This is a genomic window from Acinetobacter sp. TY2 (genome assembly GCF_046269225.1).
Classification (GTDB): Bacteria; Pseudomonadota; Gammaproteobacteria; order Pseudomonadales; family Moraxellaceae; genus Acinetobacter.
The window spans coordinates 68,454-92,494 of record NZ_JBJZOR010000012.1 but is presented as its reverse complement, the minus strand read 5'-3'; the positions used below and the strand labels follow the sequence as shown (position 1 = coordinate 92,494).

The 24,041-nt window shown below is 36.9% G+C and carries 21 protein-coding genes; 14 read left to right on the top strand and 7 right to left on the bottom strand.

The window, feature by feature from the left end; translation table 11 throughout:
* Nucleotides 1-191: 191 nt before the first annotated feature.
* The 9 genes from ACK1JC_RS09655 to ACK1JC_RS09615 all read left to right on the top strand — a co-directional run bounded on the left by ACK1JC_RS09655 (nucleotide 192) and on the right by ACK1JC_RS09615 (nucleotide 10,033).
* Nucleotides 192-824, top strand: a complete 633-nt coding sequence (locus tag ACK1JC_RS09655) for an OmpA family protein (protein ID WP_409511659.1) — start codon at nucleotides 192-194, stop codon at nucleotides 822-824.
* Between the two features lie 283 nt (nucleotides 825-1,107).
* On the top strand, nucleotides 1,108-3,147 hold the full coding sequence (locus tag ACK1JC_RS09650; RefSeq protein ID WP_409511658.1) for a UvrD-helicase domain-containing protein: 2,040 nt from the start codon (nucleotides 1,108-1,110) through the stop codon (nucleotides 3,145-3,147).
* 91 nt (nucleotides 3,148-3,238) lie between these two features.
* A complete protein-coding gene (gene dut / locus ACK1JC_RS09645; RefSeq protein ID WP_409511657.1) occupies nucleotides 3,239-3,691 on the top strand; it encodes a dUTP diphosphatase in 453 nt (150 codons plus the stop codon).
* Nucleotides 3,692-4,028: 337 nt separating this feature from the next.
* Nucleotides 4,029-5,486, top strand: a complete 1,458-nt coding sequence (locus ACK1JC_RS09640) for a phosphomannomutase/phosphoglucomutase (protein ID WP_409511656.1) — start codon at nucleotides 4,029-4,031, stop codon at nucleotides 5,484-5,486.
* A 94-nt stretch (nucleotides 5,487-5,580) separates the two neighbouring features.
* Nucleotides 5,581-6,480, top strand: a complete 900-nt coding sequence (gene argB, locus ACK1JC_RS09635; RefSeq protein WP_409511655.1) for an acetylglutamate kinase — start codon at nucleotides 5,581-5,583, stop codon at nucleotides 6,478-6,480.
* Between the two features lie 172 nt (nucleotides 6,481-6,652).
* Nucleotides 6,653-7,501, top strand: a complete 849-nt coding sequence (locus ACK1JC_RS09630; protein WP_409511654.1) for a class II glutamine amidotransferase — start codon at nucleotides 6,653-6,655, stop codon at nucleotides 7,499-7,501.
* A 369-nt stretch (nucleotides 7,502-7,870) separates the two neighbouring features.
* Nucleotides 7,871-8,326 (top strand): bacteriohemerythrin, encoded by a 456-nt coding sequence (locus ACK1JC_RS09625; protein ID WP_409511653.1) that lies wholly within the window; start codon nucleotides 7,871-7,873, stop codon nucleotides 8,324-8,326.
* A 280-nt stretch (nucleotides 8,327-8,606) separates the two neighbouring features.
* Nucleotides 8,607-9,689 carry a hypothetical protein gene (locus tag ACK1JC_RS09620; RefSeq protein WP_409511674.1) on the top strand — a complete coding sequence of 361 codons (1,083 nt, stop codon included), beginning with the start codon at nucleotides 8,607-8,609 and terminating at the stop codon, nucleotides 9,687-9,689.
* A gap of 26 nt (nucleotides 9,690-9,715) precedes the next feature.
* Nucleotides 9,716-10,033: an RnfH family protein gene (locus ACK1JC_RS09615; RefSeq protein WP_409511652.1), complete on the top strand. Its 318-nt coding sequence runs from the start codon at nucleotides 9,716-9,718 to the stop codon at nucleotides 10,031-10,033.
* A 42-nt stretch (nucleotides 10,034-10,075) separates the two neighbouring features.
* Here ACK1JC_RS09615 and ACK1JC_RS09610 read toward each other — a convergent pair whose 3' ends face one another.
* Nucleotides 10,076-10,474, bottom strand: coding sequence for an outer membrane protein assembly factor BamE (locus tag ACK1JC_RS09610; RefSeq protein WP_409511651.1), 399 nt, complete (start codon nucleotides 10,472-10,474; stop codon nucleotides 10,076-10,078).
* 112 nt (nucleotides 10,475-10,586) lie between these two features.
* Here ACK1JC_RS09610 and fur point away from each other — a divergent pair, with 112 nt between their 5' ends.
* Complete coding sequence (gene fur / locus ACK1JC_RS09605) at nucleotides 10,587-11,024, top strand: ferric iron uptake transcriptional regulator (RefSeq protein WP_409511650.1); 438 nt, start codon at nucleotides 10,587-10,589, stop codon at nucleotides 11,022-11,024.
* An 84-nt stretch (nucleotides 11,025-11,108) separates the two neighbouring features.
* Here fur and ACK1JC_RS09600 read toward each other — a convergent pair whose 3' ends face one another.
* Nucleotides 11,109-12,227 (bottom strand): PilT/PilU family type 4a pilus ATPase, encoded by a 1,119-nt coding sequence (locus tag ACK1JC_RS09600; RefSeq protein ID WP_409511649.1) that lies wholly within the window; start codon nucleotides 12,225-12,227, stop codon nucleotides 11,109-11,111.
* A 28-nt stretch (nucleotides 12,228-12,255) separates the two neighbouring features.
* Nucleotides 12,256-13,293, bottom strand: a complete 1,038-nt coding sequence (locus ACK1JC_RS09595; protein ID WP_409511648.1) for a type IV pilus twitching motility protein PilT — start codon at nucleotides 13,291-13,293, stop codon at nucleotides 12,256-12,258.
* Between the two features lie 120 nt (nucleotides 13,294-13,413).
* Between ACK1JC_RS09595 and ACK1JC_RS09590 the strand changes: the two genes are divergently transcribed.
* From ACK1JC_RS09590 to ACK1JC_RS09580, 3 genes are all read left to right on the top strand, one after another.
* Complete coding sequence (locus ACK1JC_RS09590) at nucleotides 13,414-14,103, top strand: YggS family pyridoxal phosphate-dependent enzyme (protein ID WP_409511647.1); 690 nt, start codon at nucleotides 13,414-13,416, stop codon at nucleotides 14,101-14,103.
* Between the two features lie 149 nt (nucleotides 14,104-14,252).
* Complete coding sequence (locus ACK1JC_RS09585) at nucleotides 14,253-15,074, top strand: thioesterase family protein (protein ID WP_409511646.1); 822 nt, start codon at nucleotides 14,253-14,255, stop codon at nucleotides 15,072-15,074.
* A 241-nt stretch (nucleotides 15,075-15,315) separates the two neighbouring features.
* Nucleotides 15,316-16,074: a hypothetical protein gene (locus tag ACK1JC_RS09580; RefSeq protein ID WP_409511645.1), complete on the top strand. Its 759-nt coding sequence runs from the start codon at nucleotides 15,316-15,318 to the stop codon at nucleotides 16,072-16,074.
* 661 nt (nucleotides 16,075-16,735) lie between these two features.
* On the opposite strand, the gene ACK1JC_RS09575 is transcribed toward ACK1JC_RS09580, so the two are convergent.
* The 4 genes from ACK1JC_RS09575 to ACK1JC_RS09560 form a co-directional block, all read right to left on the bottom strand.
* Nucleotides 16,736-20,332 carry an AAA family ATPase gene (locus ACK1JC_RS09575; protein ID WP_409511644.1) on the bottom strand — a complete coding sequence of 1,199 codons (3,597 nt, stop codon included), beginning with the start codon at nucleotides 20,330-20,332 and terminating at the stop codon, nucleotides 16,736-16,738.
* A gap of 9 nt (nucleotides 20,333-20,341) precedes the next feature.
* Nucleotides 20,342-21,595, bottom strand: coding sequence for an exonuclease SbcCD subunit D (locus ACK1JC_RS09570; protein WP_409511643.1), 1,254 nt, complete (start codon nucleotides 21,593-21,595; stop codon nucleotides 20,342-20,344).
* A 123-nt stretch (nucleotides 21,596-21,718) separates the two neighbouring features.
* Nucleotides 21,719-22,114 carry an SMI1/KNR4 family protein gene (locus ACK1JC_RS09565; RefSeq protein WP_409511642.1) on the bottom strand — a complete coding sequence of 132 codons (396 nt, stop codon included), beginning with the start codon at nucleotides 22,112-22,114 and terminating at the stop codon, nucleotides 21,719-21,721.
* 357 nt (nucleotides 22,115-22,471) lie between these two features.
* On the bottom strand, nucleotides 22,472-23,125 hold the full coding sequence (locus tag ACK1JC_RS09560; RefSeq protein WP_409511641.1) for a hypothetical protein: 654 nt from the start codon (nucleotides 23,123-23,125) through the stop codon (nucleotides 22,472-22,474).
* A gap of 394 nt (nucleotides 23,126-23,519) precedes the next feature.
* Here ACK1JC_RS09560 and ACK1JC_RS09555 point away from each other — a divergent pair, with 394 nt between their 5' ends.
* Nucleotides 23,520-23,969, top strand: a complete 450-nt coding sequence (locus tag ACK1JC_RS09555) for an ABZJ_00895 family protein (protein ID WP_409511640.1) — start codon at nucleotides 23,520-23,522, stop codon at nucleotides 23,967-23,969.
* The last annotated feature ends 72 nt before the right edge of the window (nucleotides 23,970-24,041 follow it).

Sequence of the window (24,041 nt, the reverse complement as noted above, 5' to 3'; positions counted from 1 at the left end):
CCGTTGCTTCATAAATAAAAAAGTATCTAGAACGAACTATGTGTAAAATATGGCGAAGGAACGCTTTTCCTTTTTAAATTTATTACAAATTGTAAAAATTCATTGAATTTTTAACAAAAAGGCAATGGTCTAACTTTGTTTTTTATACCATTATTCTTTCATACAAAAATCACAATCTCTGGAGGCATGTCATGCGTGCACTTGTAATTTCAGCTGTAGTAGGGGCGTTGGCACTTTCTGGCTGTCAAAATATGGAATATGACAAAGCAGCAATCGGTACTGGTCTTGGTGCATTGCTTGGTGCTGGTCTTGCATATTCAAATGCAGACAAAGATAAAATGGGTCAAGCTGCTGCAATTGGCGCAGTTGTTGGCGGTGGTGCAGGTTTGCTTCTTGATAAGAAAGAAAAGCGTCTTAAACAAGAACTCGCAGGTACTGGTGTTGACGTAAACCGTAATCCAGATGGCTCAATCAATATGGTGATGCCTTCTGTAACATTTGCAAGCAATTCAGCTATGATTCAACCACAGTTCCAAGCGGCACTGAATGATGTTGCTCGCGTTCTACGTGAAGATGGTACTGCAAACCAACTTGCAATTGTTGTACACGGTCACACAGATAACACAGGTTCTGATGCAATCAATAACCCATTGTCTCAAAATCGTGCGAACTCTGTGAAGAACTATTTATCTTCACAAGGTATTGCTTCATCACGTATTACTGCACGTGGTTACGGTTCAACTTCTCCAGTAGCTGATAATTCAACTGCTGCAGGTCGTGAACAAAACCGTCGTGTAGAAATTACTGTATATGCAGTAAAATAAGAAGATAGATCAGGCTTAATAAATATAGAGAATCTTCTATAACTGTTGAAATTGATTAAATCTTAAAATCGAATCACTTTTGTGGTTCGATTTTTTTTGTGCATTAAAAAGACTCAAGGAATGAAAATGCACAAAGACACAACATTTGAAATAAACAAGTATTTGACATTTTAAAAGTCAACATAAAATGGGAAAAAATGTCAGATGAAAATTTGTATTAAGCATTAGGCAAGCATGCATTGAGGTGTCTATAATTGACCCCGAAGTTTTTAGAGGATGAACCATGTCAAAAGCAAGTCAACTGAATGACAAGCAACTTGAAGCAATGAAATACACTCAAGGACCCTTGTTAGTACTTGCTGGTGCGGGTTCAGGTAAGACCTCAGTGATTACGCGTAAGGTTGCGTATTTGGTACAGCAGTGTGGTATTCCTGCGTATCGTATTACAGCCATGACCTTTACCAATAAAGCTGCACGTGAAATGAAAGAGCGTGTCAGTAAACTTTTGGGTAAAGAAGAGGGTAAAGGTTTGTCCGTTTCGACATTCCATACCTTTGGACTAAATTTACTCCGTTTAGAATTAAAAAATACACCGCTCAAAAATAATTTTTCTATTCTCGATGCTGATGACTGTAAGCGCATTCTGATGGATTTGATGCATCGTGATAATTTATCAGGTGCAGAAAGTAAAGAACTGATTGCCAAAGCGATGAAGATGATTTCAGATTGGAAAAACGATCTGATTTTGCCTGAACAAGCACATACAACATGTGAAACGCAGGAAGATGTGCAATTTGCACATTTGTATCAGCTTTATGAGCGAAATTTACGTGCCTATAACGCCGTGGATTTTGATGATCTGATTGTTATGCCAACACGACTATTACAGGACAATGCTGAAGTTCGTGAGCGTTGGCAGAATCGTATTCGTTATTTATTGGTCGATGAGTATCAAGACACCAATACAGCACAATATACGCTTGTCAAACTGCTTGTTGGGGTGATGGGGCAATTCACAGCAGTTGGTGATGATGACCAATCCATCTATGCATGGCGTGGTGCAAAACCTGAAAATATGGCATTGCTACAAGAAGATTTTCATAACTTAAAAGTGATTAAGCTTGAGCAAAATTACCGTTCTACGAGTCGAATTTTAAAAGCAGCGAACCATGTGATTGATCATAATCCGCATATTTTTGAGAAAAAATTGTGGAGTGATAAAGGGCATGGCGAAGTGATCCGAGTTATTACTTGCCGTAATGATGATGATGAAGCAGAACGTGTGGTCAAAGATTTACTCACACATAAGCTGATGAATGGTAAAAGTTGGAAAGATTACGCAGTACTATATCGTGGAAATTTTCAAGCCCGCGTGCTTGAAACTCAACTGCGTCAAATGCAGATTCCCTATAAATTATCGGGTGGTCAGTCATTCTTTGGTCGTGCTGAAATTAAGGATGTGATGAGTTATTTACGAGTCATTATCAACCCTGAAGATGACAGTGCATTTCTACGTATTATTAATACACCAAAACGTGCCATTGGCCCTGTGACTTTAGAAAAACTGGGTTTATTCGCGCAAGAAAATCATTTATCACTTTTAACTGCTGCTAGTGATCAGCGTCTAACTATGGTGATGCCCAAAAAGGCAACGACACAATTGGCGGAGTTTGCTGAATTCATCAATAATTTCACGCGTGAATTGTTGGATGATGATGAGCCAGTGCCGAAAATCCGCCAAATGATGCTTGAAGCAGGTTATATCGACTATCTGAAAGAAACGGCAGCGACACCTGCACAGGAAAAAACCAAACTCGATAATATCGAAATGCTCTATAGCAGTATTCAAAGTTTGATTAACCGTGCTGAAGATGTCGATGAAAAGAATATTGAAAGTGTGATTCGCAAATTGGTGTTGCTCGATATGCTCGAACAGCAACAGGAAGAAGAAGATACAGATAAAGTCAATTTACTGACTTTGCATGCGTCGAAAGGTTTGGAATTTCCATTCGTGTACATCATGGGGCTTGAAGAAGAATTATTGCCACATAAAAACTCGATTGCGGCAGAAACCATTGAGGAAGAACGTCGTTTGATGTATGTGGGCATTACCCGTGCGCAACAAGGTTTAACTTTAACTTTGGCAGAACAACGTAAAAATGGCGGTCAAATGAAACAAATGACCCCAAGTCGCTTCCTCGATGAGTTGCCTCAAGATGATTTAGATTGGCTCGGTCGCAAGAAAAAATTGGCTGAAAATATCGATCCAAAACTGCAAGCACAACAATATTTGCAGAATTTAAAAGCATTATTAAAGAAATAGTGTCGAAAAAATAGTTTTTATTTATATGTGCTTTGCCTTCTGTTAAGGAATGGTAAAGAGAAGATTGACCATTTTTAAATAGGATTACGAAATGAAAGTTCAAGTAAAAGTACTCGATACACGCTTAGGTCAAGAATGGCCTTTACCGACTTATGCAACCACGGGTTCAGCAGGTTTAGACTTACGTGCATGTGTAGAAGAAGCAATTCAAATTGAGCCAGGACAAACGGTTTTAGTAAAAACAGGTATGGCAATTTATATTGAAGATCCTGCCTTTGCTGGTTTGATTTTGCCACGCTCGGGTTTAGGTCATAAGCATGGTATTGTCTTGGGTAACTTGGTTGGTTTAATCGATTCAGATTATCAAGGTGAACTCATGGTTTCGGTATGGAATCGTAGTCAAACAACATTTACTTTAGAACCAGGTGAGCGCCTTGCTCAATATGTTCTTGTTCCTGTGATTCAAGCGAAGTTTGATATTGTAAATGAATTTGAAGCGACTGAGCGTGGTGCAGGTGGTTTTGGTCATACAGGACAGCAATAATTTTGTAATAAGATAGCTTTATCATTTGATAAAATATTGTTTTTTTATAGTCATGATAAAGACCTGAATTTCAGGTCTTTTTTCTAATTTATATTATGTTTTTATGTGTGATGTAACAAAAGATATATTTAATAAATAGCTTGTAATTGTATATATTAGATTAGTTTAATCAGCTTATGAAAACTTCATACTCATTGACTATTTTCTCGCTATACAAGAAAAATATAGAAATATATTAAATAATGGCTTAAGAAGAAGTGAAAGTGAATGCTTGATTTAAATGTACAATCATTTAAAACTTACAATCGGCGTTGTAAAAGTAGTACAAAGAATGCTTATGAAACGATCAAATAAGATCTTTCCATTTCATATTTTCCGTGCATACGATATTCGTGGAAAAGTGGAACAAATGGATGGCGAAGTTATATATGCCATTGCACATGCATTGGTGCAACAATATAAAACTCAAGGACAATCTGAAATCGTCATTGGTTATGATGCACGTTTGTCGAGCCCATATTTTGCGAAAATTATCGAAGATGTTTTTCGTACACAGAATTTTAAAGTTAAAACATTAGATTGTTGTTCTACACCACAAATGTATTTTGCAGCGCGTGAAACCCAGGGCAATGGTATTATGGTGACCGCAAGCCACAATCCTATATCTGACAATGGTATTAAATGGATTGTTCAGTTTGAACCACCATGTCCTGATAAAATTCAGCAAGTTGCACAAGATGCTAATCAATTTATAAAGAATCAAAAAGATCCTTTCAAGGTACAAACAGAGCTTATATTTGATGTCAAACAAAGTCAGTATAACCATGTGATCAATCTTGAGCTTTGCCAAAGTTATCAAAAAGCTATGCTTGAAGATATTCAGCTAAAACGTCCATTTAAAGTTGTACTTGATGGCTTAAATGGTTCAGCTGGTGCATGTGCAGCGTTGGTTTTAAAAAAAATCGGTTGTGAGGTGATTACACTGCGTTGTCAAGCGAATGGTCATTTTCCTGATCATGCACCTGATCCGTCACAGTCGGCACATCTGGGTAAAATGAAACAACAGATCATGATGCACCAAGCTGATTTGGGTATCGCACTCGATGGTGATGGTGATCGTGTTGTACTGATGGATGAAACAGGCAAAATAATCTCTGCTGATCGTTTATTATCGTTATTTGCACAAATGTGTTTACAGTCACATCCTGGGCAGGAAATTGTCTTTGATGTAAAATGTTCTACAATGGTGGGGCAAATCATTAAAAAGATGGGTGGAAAGCCGCACATGCTTCGAACTGGAAGTAGTTTTCTACGCCAATATTTACGAAAGTCCAAAGGTCGTGCTGTATTTGGTGGTGAATATGCAGGTCACTATGTATTTAATGATGGTCGTGGTTTCGGTTATGACGATGGTTTATATGCTGCACTACGTGTTATGGAGTATTTGAGTGAGAAACCAAGGCAATCTCTATCACAGTTAATGTCAGCATTTCCTGAACGGTTTTATACTGAAGATACTTATATCAGCACTCACAATACCAATCCACAAGCGGTCTTACAGGAAATTGAACGCCGTGGGAATAGTTGTGATGCTGAGTTGAGTAAAATTGATGGTATACGCCTTGATTTTAAAAATGGCTTTGGCATCATTCGGGCATCCAATACAGGCGAGTTTTTTACTGTACGTTTTGATGCAGATCATCCGACCCACCTCAATAATATTCGTCAGACATTTGCGTCTATGTTAAGTGATCGTTATCCTATGATCGCTCAGGATATCTTGCTTGCACATTAGCTCGGTTTAATGTGCTGTAAAAGATAAATATCTCGAAAAGACTTTTAATCCTTTTTCAAAATATGTACTTCAACAGGTGCAATAGGAGAGGCGCATGCCCCATCAGCAGACCGGAATTGATAAAGCTCAGATTCTGACAGAAGCGTTGCCTTACATTCAGCGTTTTGCAGGAAAAACGCTAGTGGTCAAATACGGTGGTAATGCCATGACCGATCCTGAATTGGAAAGCTCATTTGCCCGAGATATCGTTTTGCTGAAAACAGTCGGTTTAAACCCGATTGTAGTACATGGTGGTGGTCCACAAGTGGATTCATTCCTCAAGCAACTCGGTCGAGAATCAGATCGTATTGACGGTATGCGTGTGACTGATCCTGCAACGATGGAAGTTGTAGAAATGGTCTTGGGTGGTAGTGTTAATAAATCAATTGTTAATCTGATCAATCAGCATGGTGGACGTGCCATTGGTTTAACAGGTAAAGATGGTAACTTATTGCGTGCCCAAAAGTTACTGATGGAAAAAATCCAAGAAGATGGTTCGGTGAAGCAAATTGATTTGGGCTTAGTGGGCGAAGTTGTTGGCGTAAAAACCGATGTCCTTGAAATGTTTACCCAAAGTGATTTCATTCCTGTAATTGCACCATTAGGTGTAGATGATGCAGGTAATACTTATAACATCAATGCAGATTTGGTTGCGGGTAAAGTGGCAGAAGCTTTAGGCGCTGAAAAGCTCATTTTACTCACCAATATTTCAGGTGTGCTTGATGAAAATAAAAATTTACTTACAGGCTTGAGTACGCAAGAAGTTGATCGTCTGATTGAAACAGGCGTGATTTATGGCGGTATGATTCCTAAAGTTGGTTGTGCACTTGATGCAGTCAAAGGTGGTGTTGTGAGTGCACATATTGTTGATGGTCGTGTACCGCATGCAACATTACTTGAAATTTTTACTGATCACGGTGTGGGAACACTAATTACCAATCGTAGTAAAAAATAAGTCATCCTTGATCAAATTTTAAAGCTCATCTCACGATGAGCTTTTTTATGGCTTACTCTCAGTGATTTGATGTATTTATCTATTAAAATCGCATGATATGTGTTCAGGTATTTGCAAGCAGAACAGGACTCATGCACAATATTCACATAACGATAAAGCTGTATGAATGACTATGTGCCAACTGCTTGGAATGAACTGTGCAAGACCCACAGATATTACTTTTTCTTTCCGTGGATTTTCACAACGTGCGGGAATTACTTCTGACCATTCGGATGGTTTTGGTATCGCATTTTTTGAAGATAAAGCCTGTCGTTTATTTGTCGATAATCAATCGGCAGTTGAATCACCTATTGCAGATCTTGTGCGTAATTATCCGATAAAATCACGTAATGTGATTGCACATATCCGTAAAGCAACCCAAGGTAAAATTACCCTAGAAAATTCGCACCCTTTTGTGCGCGAGCTTTGGGGACGTCAGTGGATTTTTGCACATAATGGTGATTTAAAAGGTTTTGAACCGCCATTAACAGGGCGTTTCACCCCCGTAGGTAACACTGACAGTGAGTTGGCATTTTGTTATTTACTAGACCAGCTTGTTGAAAAATTTGGTTATGAAACACCTAGTTTAGAAGATATTTTTACATTACTTGAGCAACTTGCTCCACAAATTGCAGAGTTTGGCACGTTTAATTATTGCTTATCGAATGGACAGGCACTATTTAGTTATGCAACCACTAAACTGCATTGGATTGTGCGAGAGTATCCATTTCAATCTGCACGTTTAATTGACTTAGAAGTTGAGGTTGATTTTAGTGATGTGACGACTTCTGACGATCGAGTAGCTGTAATCACGACTGAGCCACTGACAAAAAATGAAGAATGGCAAGCTTATCGTCCAGGTGAAATGATTTTATTTCAGGGAGGTCGACCTATTAAAACAGCCTTGACAACCATTGATCGTTTAATTCGTGAAGAAAAAAATCCTGAATTGAAACGAATAACGAAAGCGGATCAATATTAAAAATCATCATTTCTATATAGTAAATGATTTTTTAAAGTTGTTTTATATTTTAACTAAAAGACTTAATTGTATTTTATTTTTAATATAAACTTTAAATTAAAAAATAATTTGCAGTGTAATATTAATGTTATTTATATAGTTTATTCTTCTTGAAATAAAATAGAGTAAATTGCTTGGAATATAATATTGGCTAAATAATATCTGAGTCTTTTACTCTGAATTAAAATTTAAATATCATAAAATACATTAGCTTGTGCTTTAAAATGGAGCATTTTATTAAATCCGAGTAAATTGGTTCATTTTTATTTATAAATTAACTGTCTATGATGGATAAAAGGTTTACTTATTTAGTATTTTTAAGGCGGTCGTATGAAGATGAAATGGATCCCAGAATATAATACTGGTATTGATGTGATTGACGATCAGCACAGACGAATTTTAGATTACATTAATGAAATTGATGAAATCGGTGTTAATACAGATCGTCAGCGAATAAAAGATATTTTAAATAATATTATTGATTATACACAGTCACATTTTACATTCGAAGAAAGTTTACAAGAAGAAGCTGGTTACAAATACCGTGTTCCACATAAACGTGTACACGATTTATTTATTAAGAAAATAGAAAGTTACCGTGAAAATTTTGACAATGGCAAGTCTATTGAAAAAGAGTTACACGAAGTACTTTCTAAATGGCTCATTAATCATATTCAGCATGATGATGCAGATTATGTGGGTGCTGTAAAAATTAATATGATGGGCATTATTAAAGAAAATGAAAAGAAAAAGGGTAAGAATTGGTTCTCTCGCTTTTTTTCGTAAAATAGATGTATGGACTTAAAACAGCTTAGAATTATTTTAAGCTGTTCAAATCTAAAAGTATTAAAAATAGCATGTAGTACAATATAAAGGATGATTTCAAGCTCGATACCTATTTGATTCAGACTAATTGATGAAAGGGTCGTAGAGATAAAAATAATCAAATATTAATAAACATTCAGCGTAGCAAATCATCTTGATGAGATGATTTGCTTTTTTCTTTCTAATCTTTGATTTTCATGGTCGACAAAGGCAAAATAGCGGTGGACTTTTTAAATACGTCATACGGGACAATTTTATGGCACGATGGTTACCGCCGCTGATGGCATTTTGTTTGTCATTTATCATTATTCTAGGGCTTGCACCAGCACTTGGATTTCAGATTGATCGACAAATTGACTTTTGGATTTTATGGATTGGCACCATGCTTATTCTTGCACTTCCTTTGGTCTACTTAGAAATTGCTTTGGCGAAGCGCTCAAAAACATTTGTGTTAAATGCATTGTCTGCGTTGACACGAGAAGCAGATGCATCACAAAAATGGCGTATCGTCGGTTGGTTATCCGCCGTATTTATCCCATTTTTGGCGGGTGGTATTTTATTTAATATTGCACAAACAGTTGTACAAAGTACGCAACTTAACATGAGTACACATATTGTATTTTTGACTGGCGCAGTGATTGCATGTGGTTTGTCATTTTTAAATCGTCAAATCCTAGTGCTTTTGACTGCAGTCAGTGTCATTGCATCTTTTGTCATTGCCAATGTCATGGGGACAAATTTACAGCCTTGGCATGTCACGCCAGTTGAATTTGGTGAATGGGGCAAGGCAACGATTTTAGCTTTGGTTGCAAGTGGTTTAGGTTTGGGTATTTATGCACAGAGTCAACTTGCTCAAGTACAAGTTGCTGATCGCGCGACAGGTTCAGTTTTACCTGTGTGGTTTGCACAAATACTCGCAGTTGTTGCATTTGGCTTCTTCGCTGTATCCTCCGCCATTCCCGCTTATAGCGCGCTTGCTGCGGCAGTATTTAGTGCAGCATTGTTGCTCAGCCTTGCCAAAGAGCAATTTATACAACGTCGTATTGCATTGCCGATCCAATTTATTGTGCTTTTAGTGGCATTGCTCATTTGGGGCATTCCACAATTGGTCAATATCTTTAATCCATTGTTGATGATTTGGGGCTTAGTGATTTGCTTGATCTATTCCATTTTTGTCGGTTGGATTATGAAGATTAGCCATTTACGTAAAGCTATGAATTTTAGCAATGAAGTGTTTTATAACATTTGGCGTATTGCGGTGCGTATTGTGTTGCCATTGTCGATTGTGATGGCACTCGTGGCTTATATTGGGCAATTGATCTAATGACTGAGCAAATACAGGTTAGACAGATGCAAAAGGTTTGGGTGGCGTACGCAAGCGTAGAGCAGCAGTTTCATATTGAAGTACCATTCGTATCTGGTATGACAGTGGCTGATGCAATTGCAAAAAGCCAGCTGAAAGACAAGACAACTTTACCTGAAGTATTGAATTGTGGCATTTTTGGGGTCAAAGTTGTTGATCAGACTCAAGTACTACAAGCAGGGGATCGGGTTGAGATTTATCGTGCATTGACCATCAACCCTAAAGATATTCGTCGTAAACGGGCTGCAGCTAACCCAGTCAGTCGCTATTGTCGAGGCAATCGCTTTAAACAATTATATCAATAAAGAAAACCCCTCAAAGAGGGGTTTTCTTTTATTTTAAAGTGGCTATAGTGGGGGCGCATTTAAAATGGCTTCTTTCGATGACGGTAAGCCTGGTTGAGATTCAGGAATTGTTTCTAAACCTTCAATCTTATTCACGATACCCGTTTCATTGAAGAATATTTTTAAATGTTGACCATGTGCTGCTGGAATTTTAGCTTTTTTAGCATAGGTTCCCGGAATATAGTTGTAGATATAGTCCCAGCGTAAAGGATTCATAGGATCTGTTATTGTTGGACTGCCCAGTAAAAAACGAACCTGCTGGTAAGTCATGCCTATTTGAACTTTTGAAGCTTGTGCCTGAGTTAATGGTGTACCTTGTGGAATATCAACTTTATATACTCCAAGAACAGAACACCCACCAAGCAATGAAGCGACGAATAACGTCAGCATGATTTTTTGCATTTTGCTACACTATCCCAAATTAATTATGATGCATTTGATCCACGGATAGATCATACTGCATCTCAACTCTGTTTCATATTCCAACTTAAAATTTGTTGAGAGACCTTTTTATATGGCTATTTCAAATCAGGACTTACGCAAAGCTGGACTGAAAGTTACTTTACCACGAATCAAGATTTTGGAATTATTGGAAAATTCAAAACAACATCACTTGAGCGCGGAAGACATTTATAAAACATTGCTGGAGCAAGGGGAAGATGTTGGTCTTGCAACAGTATATCGTGTGTTAACGCAATTTGAAGCGGCGGGGATTATTCAACGCCATCATTTTGAAAACAATCATTCTGTTTTTGAAATCATGCAGGACGATCACCATGACCATCTTGTATGTCTAAATTGCAGTAAAGTCGTTGAATTTACAAATGATACGATTGAGCAAGAACAGCATGATGTTGCAGATAAATTTGGTTTTACCCTAACAGGTCACTCTTTGAATTTGTATGGTTATTGCGATTCTGCTGAATGTCAGGAAGCTTATCGTAAAAAATAAAATCACATAAATACAACAAATTAAAAGGCGCTAAATTAATTTAGCGCCTTTTTGTGACTTCAATACTTACAAGTACTTTTTGTATTATTGGCCATCAAAAGTCAATTTACTGCCGGAATTTAACAATTGAGAACCACCTTCTTCATCTAATTTAATTTGTAGACGCAAGTCGTTTGGTGAGTCTGCATGTTTCAATGCATCTTTATAGGTAATTTGACCAGACTTATACAAATCAAACAATGCTTGGTCAAAGGTCTGCATGCCGAGTTCACGAGAACGCTTCATCAAATCTTTAATTTCATGGACTTCACCTTTACGGATTAAATCTGAAATTAATGGAGAGTTGATGAGAATTTCAATTGCCGCACGACGTGAATTGCCATCAGGCGTTGGAATTAACTGCTGTGCAACCATTGCTTTTAAGTTCAGTGACAAGTCCATGAACAGTTGGCTATGACGATCTGACTCGAAGAAATGAATAATACGGTCGATGGCTTGGTTGGCGTTGTTCGCATGTAGGGTTGCAAATACAAGGTGACCTGTTTCTGCAAAGGCAATGGCATAGTCCATTGTTTCACGAGAACGAATCTCCCCAATCAAGATCACGTCAGGTGCTTGTCGTAGTGTATTTTTCAGCGCAATTTCAAATGAGTCGGTATCAATTCCAACTTCACGTTGTGTGATGATACAGCCCGCATGTTGATGCACAAACTCAATCGGGTCTTCAATGGTAATGATATGACCTTTAGAATTCTGATTGCGATAACCAATCAGTGAAGCCAAAGACGTTGATTTACCTGTACCCGTCGCACCAACAAAAATAATGATGCCACGCTTGGTCATTGCCAAATCTTTCAAAATTGGTGGTAATTTTAATTGCTCAGGTGTTGGAATGACGGTTTCAATTCGACGCAGAATCATTCCTGGTTCATCACGTTGCTGAAATGCACTGACACGAAAACGTGCAGTTTTATCCTTATTCATGATTGCAAAGTTGCATTCACGCGTATCGGCAAATTCTTTACGTTGTTTGTCACTCATAATTGAGTTCACCAACTGACCAACTACTTCACCTGATAGTTTTGTTTTGGCAACAGGCATAATTTGCCCGTTTATTTTCATTGATGGTTCAACTTCGGCAGTGACAAATAAGTCCGATGCCTGATGTTCAATCATCATGTTCAGTAAGTCATTAAAGTCCATCTTTTACTCCCCCAAGAACGCTAAATTATTATAAGAATGATTCTGGTTGTTTTGCGGCGGTACGTGCTGCTTGAGGGCTGATTACACCTTTTGAAACCAATGTTTTTAAACTTTGATCTAGTGTAGTCATACCATAGTTTGCACCAGTCTGAATCGCAGAATACATTTGTGCAACTTTATTTTCACGTATTAAGTTACGAATGGCAGGAACACCAATCATAATCTCATGTGCAGCTACACGACCGCCACCCGTTTTTTTCAATAGCGTTTGTGAAATAACGGCTTGTAATGATTCAGATAACATAGCGCGAATCATATCTTTTTCTTCAGCAGGGAATACGTCAATTACACGGTCAATGGTTTTTGCCGCAGAGGTCGTATGTAGCGTACCAAATACAAGGTGACCCGTTTCTGCTGCCGTCAATGCAAGACGAATGGTTTCAAGGTCACGCATCTCACCGACCAAGATAATATCAGGGTCTTCACGCAGTGCTGAGCGTAGTGCTTCATTAAAGCCATGTGTATCACGATGGACTTCACGTTGGTTGATTAGACATTTTTTAGATTGATGTACAAATTCGATAGGATCTTCGACCGTCAAAATATGGTCATAGCGATTGTCATTAATATAGTCAATCATGGCTGCAAGCGTGGTTGATTTACCCGAACCTGTAGGGCCTGTGACCAAAACAATCCCACGTGGATAATCGCAGATATCTTTAAAGATTTGACCTAGACCCAAATCTTCCATGGTTAAAACTTTTGATGGAATGGTACGGAATACACCGCCGGCACCACGGTTTTGGTTGAATGCGTTGACACGAAAACGAGCTACGCCCGGGATTTCAAATGAAAAGTCCGTTTCAAGGAGTTCTTCAAAGTCACGTCGTTGTTTATCATTCATGATATCGTAAATGAGACGATGGACATCTTTATGTTCAAGGGCAGGAAGGTTAATACGGCGTACTTCACCATCAACACGAATCATGGGTGGCATACCCGCTGAAAGATGTAAGTCTGATGCACCGTTTTTAACTGAGAAAGCCAATAATTCAGTAATATCCATAATTTCCCCAAAGAAGGTTTTTGCTTATTTGTTTTATTGCATAATATAAGGTATCGCTCAGCTTAACCAACATTTAATTAATTCTAAGCTGAAAAAATTGCTGAAATGAGATATCCGTCAATGAATGATTTGAACCAAGCCCGTAATCAGGTACTCGCGCAAATTCGAACTGCCTGCGAACAATCCAATCGTGATCCTAAAAGTGTTCAACTTTTGGCGGTGTCGAAAACCCAAGCAACTCATGTTTTACAGCAGATGTATGCGACAGGGCAACGTGCATTTGGTGAAAATTACTTGCAAGAAGCCTTAGATAAAATTGATACTTTAAAAGACCTTGATATTGAATGGCACTTTATTGGTCATGTTCAACGTAATAAAACTAAACCTTTAGCAGAAAATTTTGCTTGGGTACATGGCGTAGATCGTTTGATCATTGCCGAGCGATTATCTGCACAGCGTGATGAAAACTTACCTAAGTTGAATGTTTGTATTCAAGTGAATATTGATGCACAAGATTCTAAAGACGGTTGTCAGCCTGATGAAGTTGCAGACTTAGTTGCAAATATCAGTCAACTTCCAAATATTCGCTTACGTGGTTTGATGGTTATTCCTGCACCTGAAAATGTTCATGCATTTAAAGATACTCAAGCATTATTTGAAAAAGTACGAGATCAACATACTCAAGTTGAAGATTGGGATACGCTCAGCATGGGCATGTCAGCGGATATGCAAGATGCAATTGCAGCAGGAGCGAGTATTGTTCGAGTTGGGACAGCATTATTTGGTAAACGAGATTATCCAATCATTTGATCATAGCTGTCGTTAATTTATTTATGATGTTTTTAAAACTGAACTTAACAGATCATTTTGAAAGCAATTATTAGACTTTTCCACCGATTTTCAGTACAAACAATGGTTAAGAATACATTGATTGTGAAGAAAACAAGAGTGAAAAGGATATGTCAGCGTATTACCAATTATTGAAGCGACAGACCGATGCAGATGGAACCGTCATTAGTCATTATCAATCGACAGTGTATGTACAAGGAGCATGGAATCCAAATGAACAGCATATGGCACCAGTAACGGGGTTGTTATGTGCTGAGCAAGAGCAATTTATGCCTCGGGATAATATGCGGATTGGACGTATTAGTCTCGATATTTTTGGCTTGATTGAGCAAGGTGAATTTTCTATTCATACGCAAGTGATTCGAGCAGGAAAAACCATCGAATTGATTGAGTCAAAAATGCAGAGTAAAGGTAAAACCTTAGTGGTTTGTCGCAGTTGGCGTATGCATCAGCAAGATACGACTGCTATTCAAGGACTTGAGGATCAATTACACATTCCAATTGAAAATAGACTCGAAGGTTTCCCTGAGAATTTACCAAAGTTTGATGAAATGTATCAGTGGGAGGGTGGATATATTCGTACCGTTGAAGCACGTACAGCGGGGCATAGACAAGGCAAAGGGATGGTGTGGTTTCGTAGTCCATTAGAACTTATTCAGGATGAGAAAACGACTGATTTTGCACGTATTTTGAGTTTGGTTGATTTGGCAAATGGAACAGTACCAAGACAAACTCGTCCTTTAGATTGGGGTTTTCCAAATTTAGACTTACAGATTCATTTATACCGTGTACCACAAGGTGAATGGCTAGGCTTAGAGGTTGTTCAGCAATATGGTGCAGATGGTATTGGTTTATCGAGTGCGGTATTACATGACACACAGGGGCCTTTTGGACGCAGTGAACAAATTTTAACGCTCAGACCAATGCGTTAATTTTCATGCTATTTTGATCGTTTTATAGATAAATTATCAAAACGTTGATGGTGAATCAGCGTTTTTTAATCAGTGTTATATTATTACAAAAAATAAAAAATATCTCATAGCAAGATACATAAGTCAGCGTTAGTCTCAGAATTGATAATAGTCTAAGTTCCTCTAAAATCCTCAGAATGTGAATGCTAAAATATTCTGAAGAACTTCTATACCTAAAATAATGATTCCAAAGGAATAGCTTATGAAAAAATTATATTTATTGTTCTTTTTATTGTTTGGATTTGTGCTTTCGGCATGTTCACAAAAGGCAGAAGAACGTTCATCACAAATGACAACAGAAGTGACCAATGCAGAAGCTGCTAATCAGGTTGCCAATAATAGTGTTGCTAAAGATGAAAAACTTGGTACAGGTTGGGGAGATGAAATTGATTCTCATGTGACCGAAATTGATTTAAAACGTAAGTCAAATACGCCACTTTCAGAAACGTTGGTACAGTACGCTGACAAAGCCTATAAAGGTCGTGAAGTAAAATCGATTTCTATTGCTGCGGGTAAAATTAGTTTCTCTATAGTTGATGATCATGGTGATAAATTGGCGTTATATCGTGTTGGACAGCGTTATTATTTACGTGGTCAGCAAGGTCAAAGCTATCAATTGCATTATGAGAATAATACAGGCAAAACCTTTGAAATTGTCAGTAGCGTTGATGGGGTTGATGTCATTGATGGAAGTGAGGCATCACGTAGTCATTCGGGTTATGTTTTGCATCCGCATGATGAATTGACTATTGAAGGTTTCCGTAAAAGTGAAAATGCTGTTGCTTCTTTTACCTTTAGTAAACCGAAAGACTCCTATGCTGCGAATTCAGATAATGGTTCAATTCGAAATACAGGGATTATTGGTACAGTAGTCTATGAGTTGAAAGTACCTGAAGTTGAAGCGCAATCAAGCAATAAATATGCACCACCACCGAATGCTTTTCCAAAAGATCGGGACTAATTTTAGAAGCGCTATTTTGTGTTGATTTAATAATTTCAAAACAGAATATTAACTGCTTCATGTTTTGTTATAGTGGTTTATTGTTCGGCTCACTTAAATGAATTGGAAACTAAATTTTCAATTCATTTTTTTCGATGAATTTTATAAATATTTTAATAAAATCTAAAAATGAAAAGATTAATGACACTATGCATGTTTTATTTAAAGTTTAAATTCAGTCAATATTTTTTCAAATGCTTTTACCAAGATAAGTCCTGATCAGTTTAAATTTGAAATTGCTCCACATGCGACATTTGAAAAATTTATAAAAAATTAGAATTTTATCAATGATGAATTACAAGAAGCAGTTGATGCTTGGGGGAAAACTAGATGAAAGTGTAGAAATTTGATTTCCAGTTTATGTGTATTATGAAAATCTGATCGCTATACTTGAAAGTAATACGCAGTATGGAAAACAGGTTGATGCCTAGTTAGAAGGTGGAATGGTCGCTGCCACTTTAAACAGTGTTCAAAGTGAATTGAATTTAGCAAGTGAGTTATGTCAAAAGGCCAAAATCAATATGCCTAAAAGCGGATCATTAGATAATTCTACTCCTATTTAATTGAGATAAAATAGGGCTCTACTGTAGAAAGCCCTATTTAGCTAAACATAAACTAACTGTTAGTTGACGACTTCAATGGTGCTTGCGCCAGCACCTAAAGGGCGTACCTGAATTTGTACAGGAATGCGTTCATGCATTTCTTGAATATGTGAAATCAATACGACTTTGCGTCCTTGATTCTGTAATTGATCGAGTGCATTCATGACCATATGCAGACTCGATGCATCAAGTGTTCCAAAACCTTCATCAATAAATAGGCTTTCAATTTTCGTGCTACCCGATGCCATATTGGCAATTGCAAGTGACAAAGCGAGGGCAGTCAAGAACGACTCTCCACCAGAAAGTGATGCTACAGAACGTGTTTCACCATCCATATCATGGTCAATAATGGCAAGGCTGAGTGAGTCATCTAGGCGTTTTAAAGTATAACGCTGTGACAACATCGTAAGTTGCTGATTGGCATGTTCGAGCAAAATATCAAGGTTGTATTGTTGTGCATAATCACGGAATTTTTTACCGTTGGCATCACCCATTAAGCCTGAAATTTTACTCCATCGATGCTCCTCAACTTGAACCTCAGCAATTTGATCCGCAAATTGTTTTTGCTTGGCAATATTCTGCTGATGTAGCTCAAGTTTTAGTTTGAAGCTATCTCGAACTTCCAACTGTGATTTAAGGCTTTCAGTATTTTGTACAATCAATTGCTGTAACTGCGTCAGATCAATATCAGGTTGATGTTGCAGATGTTGAGCCAACAGTTCTTGCATGGTTTTAAATGCGCTAAGGGCTTCAGTTAATAAATGCTCAGCCGTTTGTAATTGCTGACGAATATGTTGTTCTTGTGCAGGGCTGACTTGTGCCAATTCACTTAAATCCTGCATTTGGAAATTACTATGCTGATTGAGCCATTGCTCAATATTTATATTGATGTTCACAGAATGCTCTTGGTTTTGTGTGACTTGTACTTTGAGTTGATCAAGCTGATTTTTATCATGTTCAAATTGATGACGTAGTGATTCAAAACTTTGTTTTAACACTTGATAGTTTTGTTGCACTTGACGTTTTTGAGTATCATATTCCGCCAACCACTCTTGTGGCTTATCCGCTTGAACGCCCGATATTTTGTAAATTAAGGTCGATGCTTTTTCAGTATTATCAATTCCTTCCTGTTTTTTTATTTCAGCATTGTGTCGTTCTTGAACAATGAATTTTTGTATATTCTCAAGCTGTAATTGATTGGTCTTTGCTTGTTGAATATTGAGTTCAAGCTGTTGCTCTACCGATTGTAATTGTTCACGCTGTAAAACACGTGTATTTAAACGTGCCAAAATGAGTTGCGCTGTTTGGCTACTATGCTGTTGCCATTGTTGCTGCTCATCTAAACTTAGACAATCTACAATGAATTGAACCTGCATCTGTAAGTTCTGAGCGGACTGTAGTAGATGTTCGGTCTTTTGAATTTGTTGCGTAAGTTGCTGTTGCTGTTTAATACTTTGATTGAGTTGCAACGTTTGTACATCACACTGTTGTAAATCCTTCTCAAATTGTTTAGTAAAAATATGAAATTGTGTATTTATTTCTGCCTGAGATTGAGTGAGATTGAGCTGAATGTTAATAGACTCTGTTTGCTGAATTAAAGCAGATTGCACAGCCATCTTTTTGTCAGTAAGTGTCTGAATCGTATTCGTAAATTGCTCAACTTGCGTATTTAGTTGAGTTTGTTTTTCCTGAATGTTTTGCCATATATTTAAGTGGCGCTGTTCGTTTTCAGTAGCTTGATGTTCTTGTTGTTGATGTAATTCAAACAAAGCTTTTGATACCGCAGAATCATCCATTTTAAAAGGATGAGACGTGCTGCCACAAACAAAGCAAGGTTCACCATCGTGTAATTGTGTACGTAAATTTTCTACATTTTCAGCATGTAATAGACGTTGTTGTTGCAAAATAGCATGTAATTTTAAGCGTTCATTTTTTGCAGATTGAAAGAGCTGTTCTGCTTCGATCGCTTTATTTTTCACACTTTGCCATTCTACAGTTGTGGTCGCTAGTTTGTCATGCCACTGCACAGTTTCATTATTTAGATCAAAAAAATGGGTGAGTTTTTGCTGAATTGAATCTAATTTCGTATGCTGCTGAAAAAATTGATCACGTTGCAGACGAATGCTCGTCATCTTCTGCTCAATTTGATCGACTGTACCGACTTGCGCTATTGACTGTGCTAACTGTATTTTTTGTTCAGCAAGTTGCTGCTCTGCCTGAACGAATTGTCCAAGTTCATCTTCAATTTTTTGATACTGCGGAATAAATTGTTTTAACTGATGTAGATGTGTTGTTAAGCTTTGGTCAAGATTTGAAAATTGTTTTGTACTTTCGAGTTGTTGCAGAATTTGAGTCAGTTGCCCCGTAAGCTTTTCGTGATTTTGCTGAAGTGATTCAGATTCAGTCGTGAGGGGTTTTTCATCATTAGTTAAAGCTAAAATTTTATTTTGAATGCTTTTGTATGTTTTACCAATAAATTCACGCTCTTGCATATAAGTACGAATGTGATCTAAGGCTTCGCGGTGTTCATGTTCAAATTGATGTGCATGAGTTTGTGCATCTTCAGCTTGTGTGAAGTCAGTTTTTTCGGCATCAAAACGAGTTTGTAAGGTATCAAAATTCAATTGTTGCTTTTGGATTTTAGGTACAAGTTGTTGTGCTATTTTGACTAATTCTTGTTGTTGATCGACCTGAGACCGAATTTCAGAAAAAACCTCTAAACGAGCCAATTGTGTACGTTCTGAGGCTAAATCTTGCTGTATTTTTTGATTTTTATCGACAGCCTGTTGTTTTGTAGCAATGTCGATATGCAATTTTTGCTGACGTTCAAACCATTGTCGTTGTTGCTCAAGTTGTATTTTTTCAGTTTCAAATTTTTTATAGTCAGTATCAACTTGGTTAAATTGAAGATTTAATTCAGTGACTTGTTCATCGCTTAGTATGTCAACATTGCCGAGGAAGCTTTCCAATTCTTTACGTTTTGAAGCTACAGCTTTTGTTCGTTCAAATGCTAATTGTCCAATTTTGGCAAAAATTGCAGAATCTGTTAGATATTCAAGTAACTCGCCACGTTCATTGTCACGTGCTTTTAAAAATGCAGTCACTTCCGATTGTGCTAAGAGTACCGCTCGTGTGAATTGTTCAAAACTGAGTTGTGTGATTTTTTGAATGCTGATGTCAACAGCTTTAGTTTTGTCTGCAACGGTAACACCATCGGTAATACATTTTAAATAGCGTTGCACACTCTGTAGTTTTCCGTCAGCTTTTTCACGTGAACGTTTTAGCTCCCAACGTGCCAAATAGATTTTTTGATCTTGTGCGACAAAGGTTAGTTCGGCAAAACCATGTGCTGTTCCTCGTCTAAGTACGGTTAAAGGTGAGTTAGTTGGTAGTTCTGAGCCATCTATATCTTGAAGCTTACCATCACTGTCTTTCAAGCGTGGAATTCTATTAAAGAGTGCAAGACACATTGCATCTAAAATAGTCGATTTTCCTGCTCCAGTTTTTCCAACAATAGCAATTAAACCTGCTGAAGCTAAAGGTTCAGCCTCAAAATCAATAAAATGTTCACCTGCAAGTGATGCTAGGTTTTTAATACGAATTGATAAAATTTTCATGTTAAATCCTTATGCTTCACGCTCATCTTCAAGTGATTTTTCTGCTTCTTGTATCAAACTTAAAAAGTCTTGGAGTACAGCATCATCATTTGAATAGCCTTGTTTTTGCCAAATTTGCTGAAACAACTTTTTAGGTGTTGGCGGCTCTAAATGAACTGAAGTTGCAGCGTCATTTTGATGGTCGGTGACAAGGCGCTTACGGAAAATTCGTACAATTCGATAACGATTTTTGGGAATAATTTCTTCAATGTGTTGGCGTAAATTCGGTGGCGGTGGTACAAGGGTAAAGTATTCAATATCCACAAATTCACGCTGATCAATCTCGGTAATTTCACCTTCAGCTAATGTTTGAATCTGTGCAAGAACATCGGTTAATTCTCCTGCAATTTTATGCAGTTTGATTGGTCGGGGTATGTAAATTGGCTCAAAGGTAAAACGAGATTCATCTGTTTGAATTGGATCAATGGTGACTTCAATAATCTGATGTTTATAGTTAATTTCGCTAAAAGAGAGTGGTAGGGGCGAACCGCTATAGCGAATATGCGCTTGTCCAACTTTTTGTGGTTTATGTAAATGACCGAGTGCGACATAATCAATCACATCATCAAATAATGCTGTCGATAAGGCTTCTTCGTTGCCAATAATAATTGGGCGTTCAGATTCAGAAGTTTCACTGCCTTGCATGTGCGCATGTGACATCAGAATCAGCGCTTGATCATCCGTTTTACGTTGCTTGGCTTCAGAAATGAGCTGTTGATGTACATAAGCAATGGCATTTTGACTGTTTGTTGTTTGCTCATTTAAGCCTGTTATTTCAGACGAGCGTAGAAAGGGAAGAGCCAAGCACCAAGCCACAGTCTTTTGCTGTTCATTGGTAATGGGAATAAGGAGATGATCCAAATTGATTTGACCATCGTCATTTTTATGAATTACACCCACAGATTTAGCATTGTATTTTTCAAGTAAAGGTTCGACTTGTTCAATGCGATAGCCTGAATCATGGTTACCAGCAATCATGAGTGTTTGCATGTGTGGTGCGATGTCGTGTGCATCGGCTAAAAATTGGTAGAGTTGTTTTTGTGCCGCCGAAGCAGGATTAATAACATCAAAAATATCACCAGCAATGAGTAAGGCATGTGGTTGTTTTTCTTTGATTTGTATAAGTAACCAAGCTAAAAACTGTTCATGTTCAAATTGGCGTGAGTGACTATGAAAGTATTGTCCTAAATGCCAATCAGAAGTATGAAAAAAACGTACAGTCATAAGAACTCAAGTATTTGAAATGCTCAAGGTAATTTAACACGTTTTATTTATTTGACACGGCTTTGCTTAAAGTACAATGACAATTTATATCGGTTTATATGGGTAATATGATTGATTTTAAACTTATAAAAGTACTTGAAAATCATCAGCAATTTTTTTAATTTCGGTTGTACCATGAAACCAAATAAACACAGGTTCTGCATGTTCACTCGAAAGCGTATTTTTAGGCAGAAAAATAAGGTAATCACCATTTCCATTTTGAGCAAATGCAATGGCTTGCTCAGGAAAGCCTGCCCATTTTCTTATTTGGCGAGTTTCAAAGATAATATTGCTATACGTCCGCATTTTTCTCTTAATATCAGCTTGATCAAAAAAAGGAAAGATATGCCAAATATCTTCTCGAATTTCAATTTCTCCACCATTATTTTGCATCATTCTATTTCTAAAGGATGAAGGGAATCTGTAGTTTAATTCTTGTTCGGCGATAACGATGTATTGTTCTTCAATTGGGAATGGCATGATGAGATACCTATTTTTAAGTTATAAATTTTTTATGGGGTTAATTTGACAAAACGTGTTGCTAATGGCTCAAAGTAACTTTTTGAATATTTATTAGAAATTATAAAATTTTCTTTAGGTGTTTGTCCACTCAAGGCTAATATTTATACTATAGCTGTATCAAATTTTAAAGCCTAAATAGTTATTAAGTTTTTGTTTTTTAATTATTTAAATTATTTTTTTGATAAGTGATTAAAATTCATTATCAATATTTATCCTTATGGTCTAGACATGTTAATTAGAATTTTTTTTAAAATTACTTCACAAAATAGCCATTTATAAATTGTGAAAATTCTTCATTTAAACGTTATTTTTTTATTATTTCACTTGTACATTTTGTAATGCTTGATACAGCTTATCTAAAAATTTTTGTTGCTCTGAATTTTCTTTGAAATAGCGTTGATAGTTCACGCTACAACTTTCGACATCAAGAATGTTCTTTTTATTGAAAGACCAATCATTGCTATTTTGTACAGTAATGCCTAAGTTATCATTACAGCTATCCCATAATTTTGAAAATTGTGATTGATTATGAGCATTGAGCTTTGATAAATCCGCATAAACGCTATATCCCGTCATTTCAGAGTTAAAAAATTTATTAATAGAATAAATAGGTACACCACCCCAAATGAATGTTGAACCTTCAGGAAAATCAATCGTTGTCAGTTTTTCTTCAGAAAGCGGTTTTTGTTGTTGTCCTTTTTTGAAATAGGTAATTTCGTAGGTCAGTTTTGTTCCTATGGGTACAGCGATATTTTTGATATTTAAAGGTTGTGTAGTAATGAAATAAGGATAATTGGGTTGAGCATTATGACCTTCAGCATTGGCATTATGGGAAATAGATAAAACTGAACCGAGCAAAAGCGTAGAAAAAAGACAATGTGTTTTTTTGCTGATCTTTTTGTGAGGAATGTGGTTATGAGAAATAAAGTATTTTTTCAAATGGATAGATTGAGTCATTATATTTTTCATTTTTATTTTACCTCACTATTTTGATGAAGTATGTCATTTTGCTACCAATAAGGTGATGAGGAATTGTATTTGATATGTTTAAAATGGGTGTTAAATTTCAAAAAAAAGGCAAAATAAAGCCGACGATTCGAGTGATGAGTAAATCGTCGGCCAAAATACTTTGTGATCTAGGATTTGGACTGCTGTTCCAAATCGTATCCACATCGTATGGATTTTATAGCTCAGGGAGTCAAGGTTGTCAGGCTTATTTGCGGATGCCGGTGCAAATAAAAATGACTTTTATGAACCTTATGCATATATAACGACAACAAGTTTCAATTGGTTGACATAAAATTTAAAAAATATCGAAATATTTTCTATACTGTCTGTATATTTTGTTTTTTGGATAAGTTTTATGACCTCTTTAAGACGGTATTTTTTGTGGTTTTTTATTTTATGTTTGATTATGACTCTCATTGTTGGTGTACTCGCAGCCCTTTTGCCAACAGAGTTTGGAGGGATTTTAACAGCAATTCCTTATTTGTTTTCCATGATTTTTGTGCTGTATCTATTTTTAAAAAAAGAACGCCGTGCGCCGAGTGAAAATGAACGAAAAAAATTAACCTTGGGCTTCACACTCATTTTTTGGGCTTATAATATTTTAGGTGTGATTGCCGGTTTGGCATTATTTTCACGTAAAGACCCAGAGGTTTGGCAAAATTTTATGTTGTATTTGCAACAAGCCAACTTTATTAGCCTGATATTGATTTTACTATTGGTCTTAGCTATTCCTTTGTATTTGATTACATGGTGGTTTTATGGCAAACAAGCACAGCGTATGGCTACTAAAATGTATCCGAATTAAATTTAAGTTGATTTTATTTTAAGCACTTATTCATGTTATAACTCAGTCATCAGTATTTTATGGCTATTGATA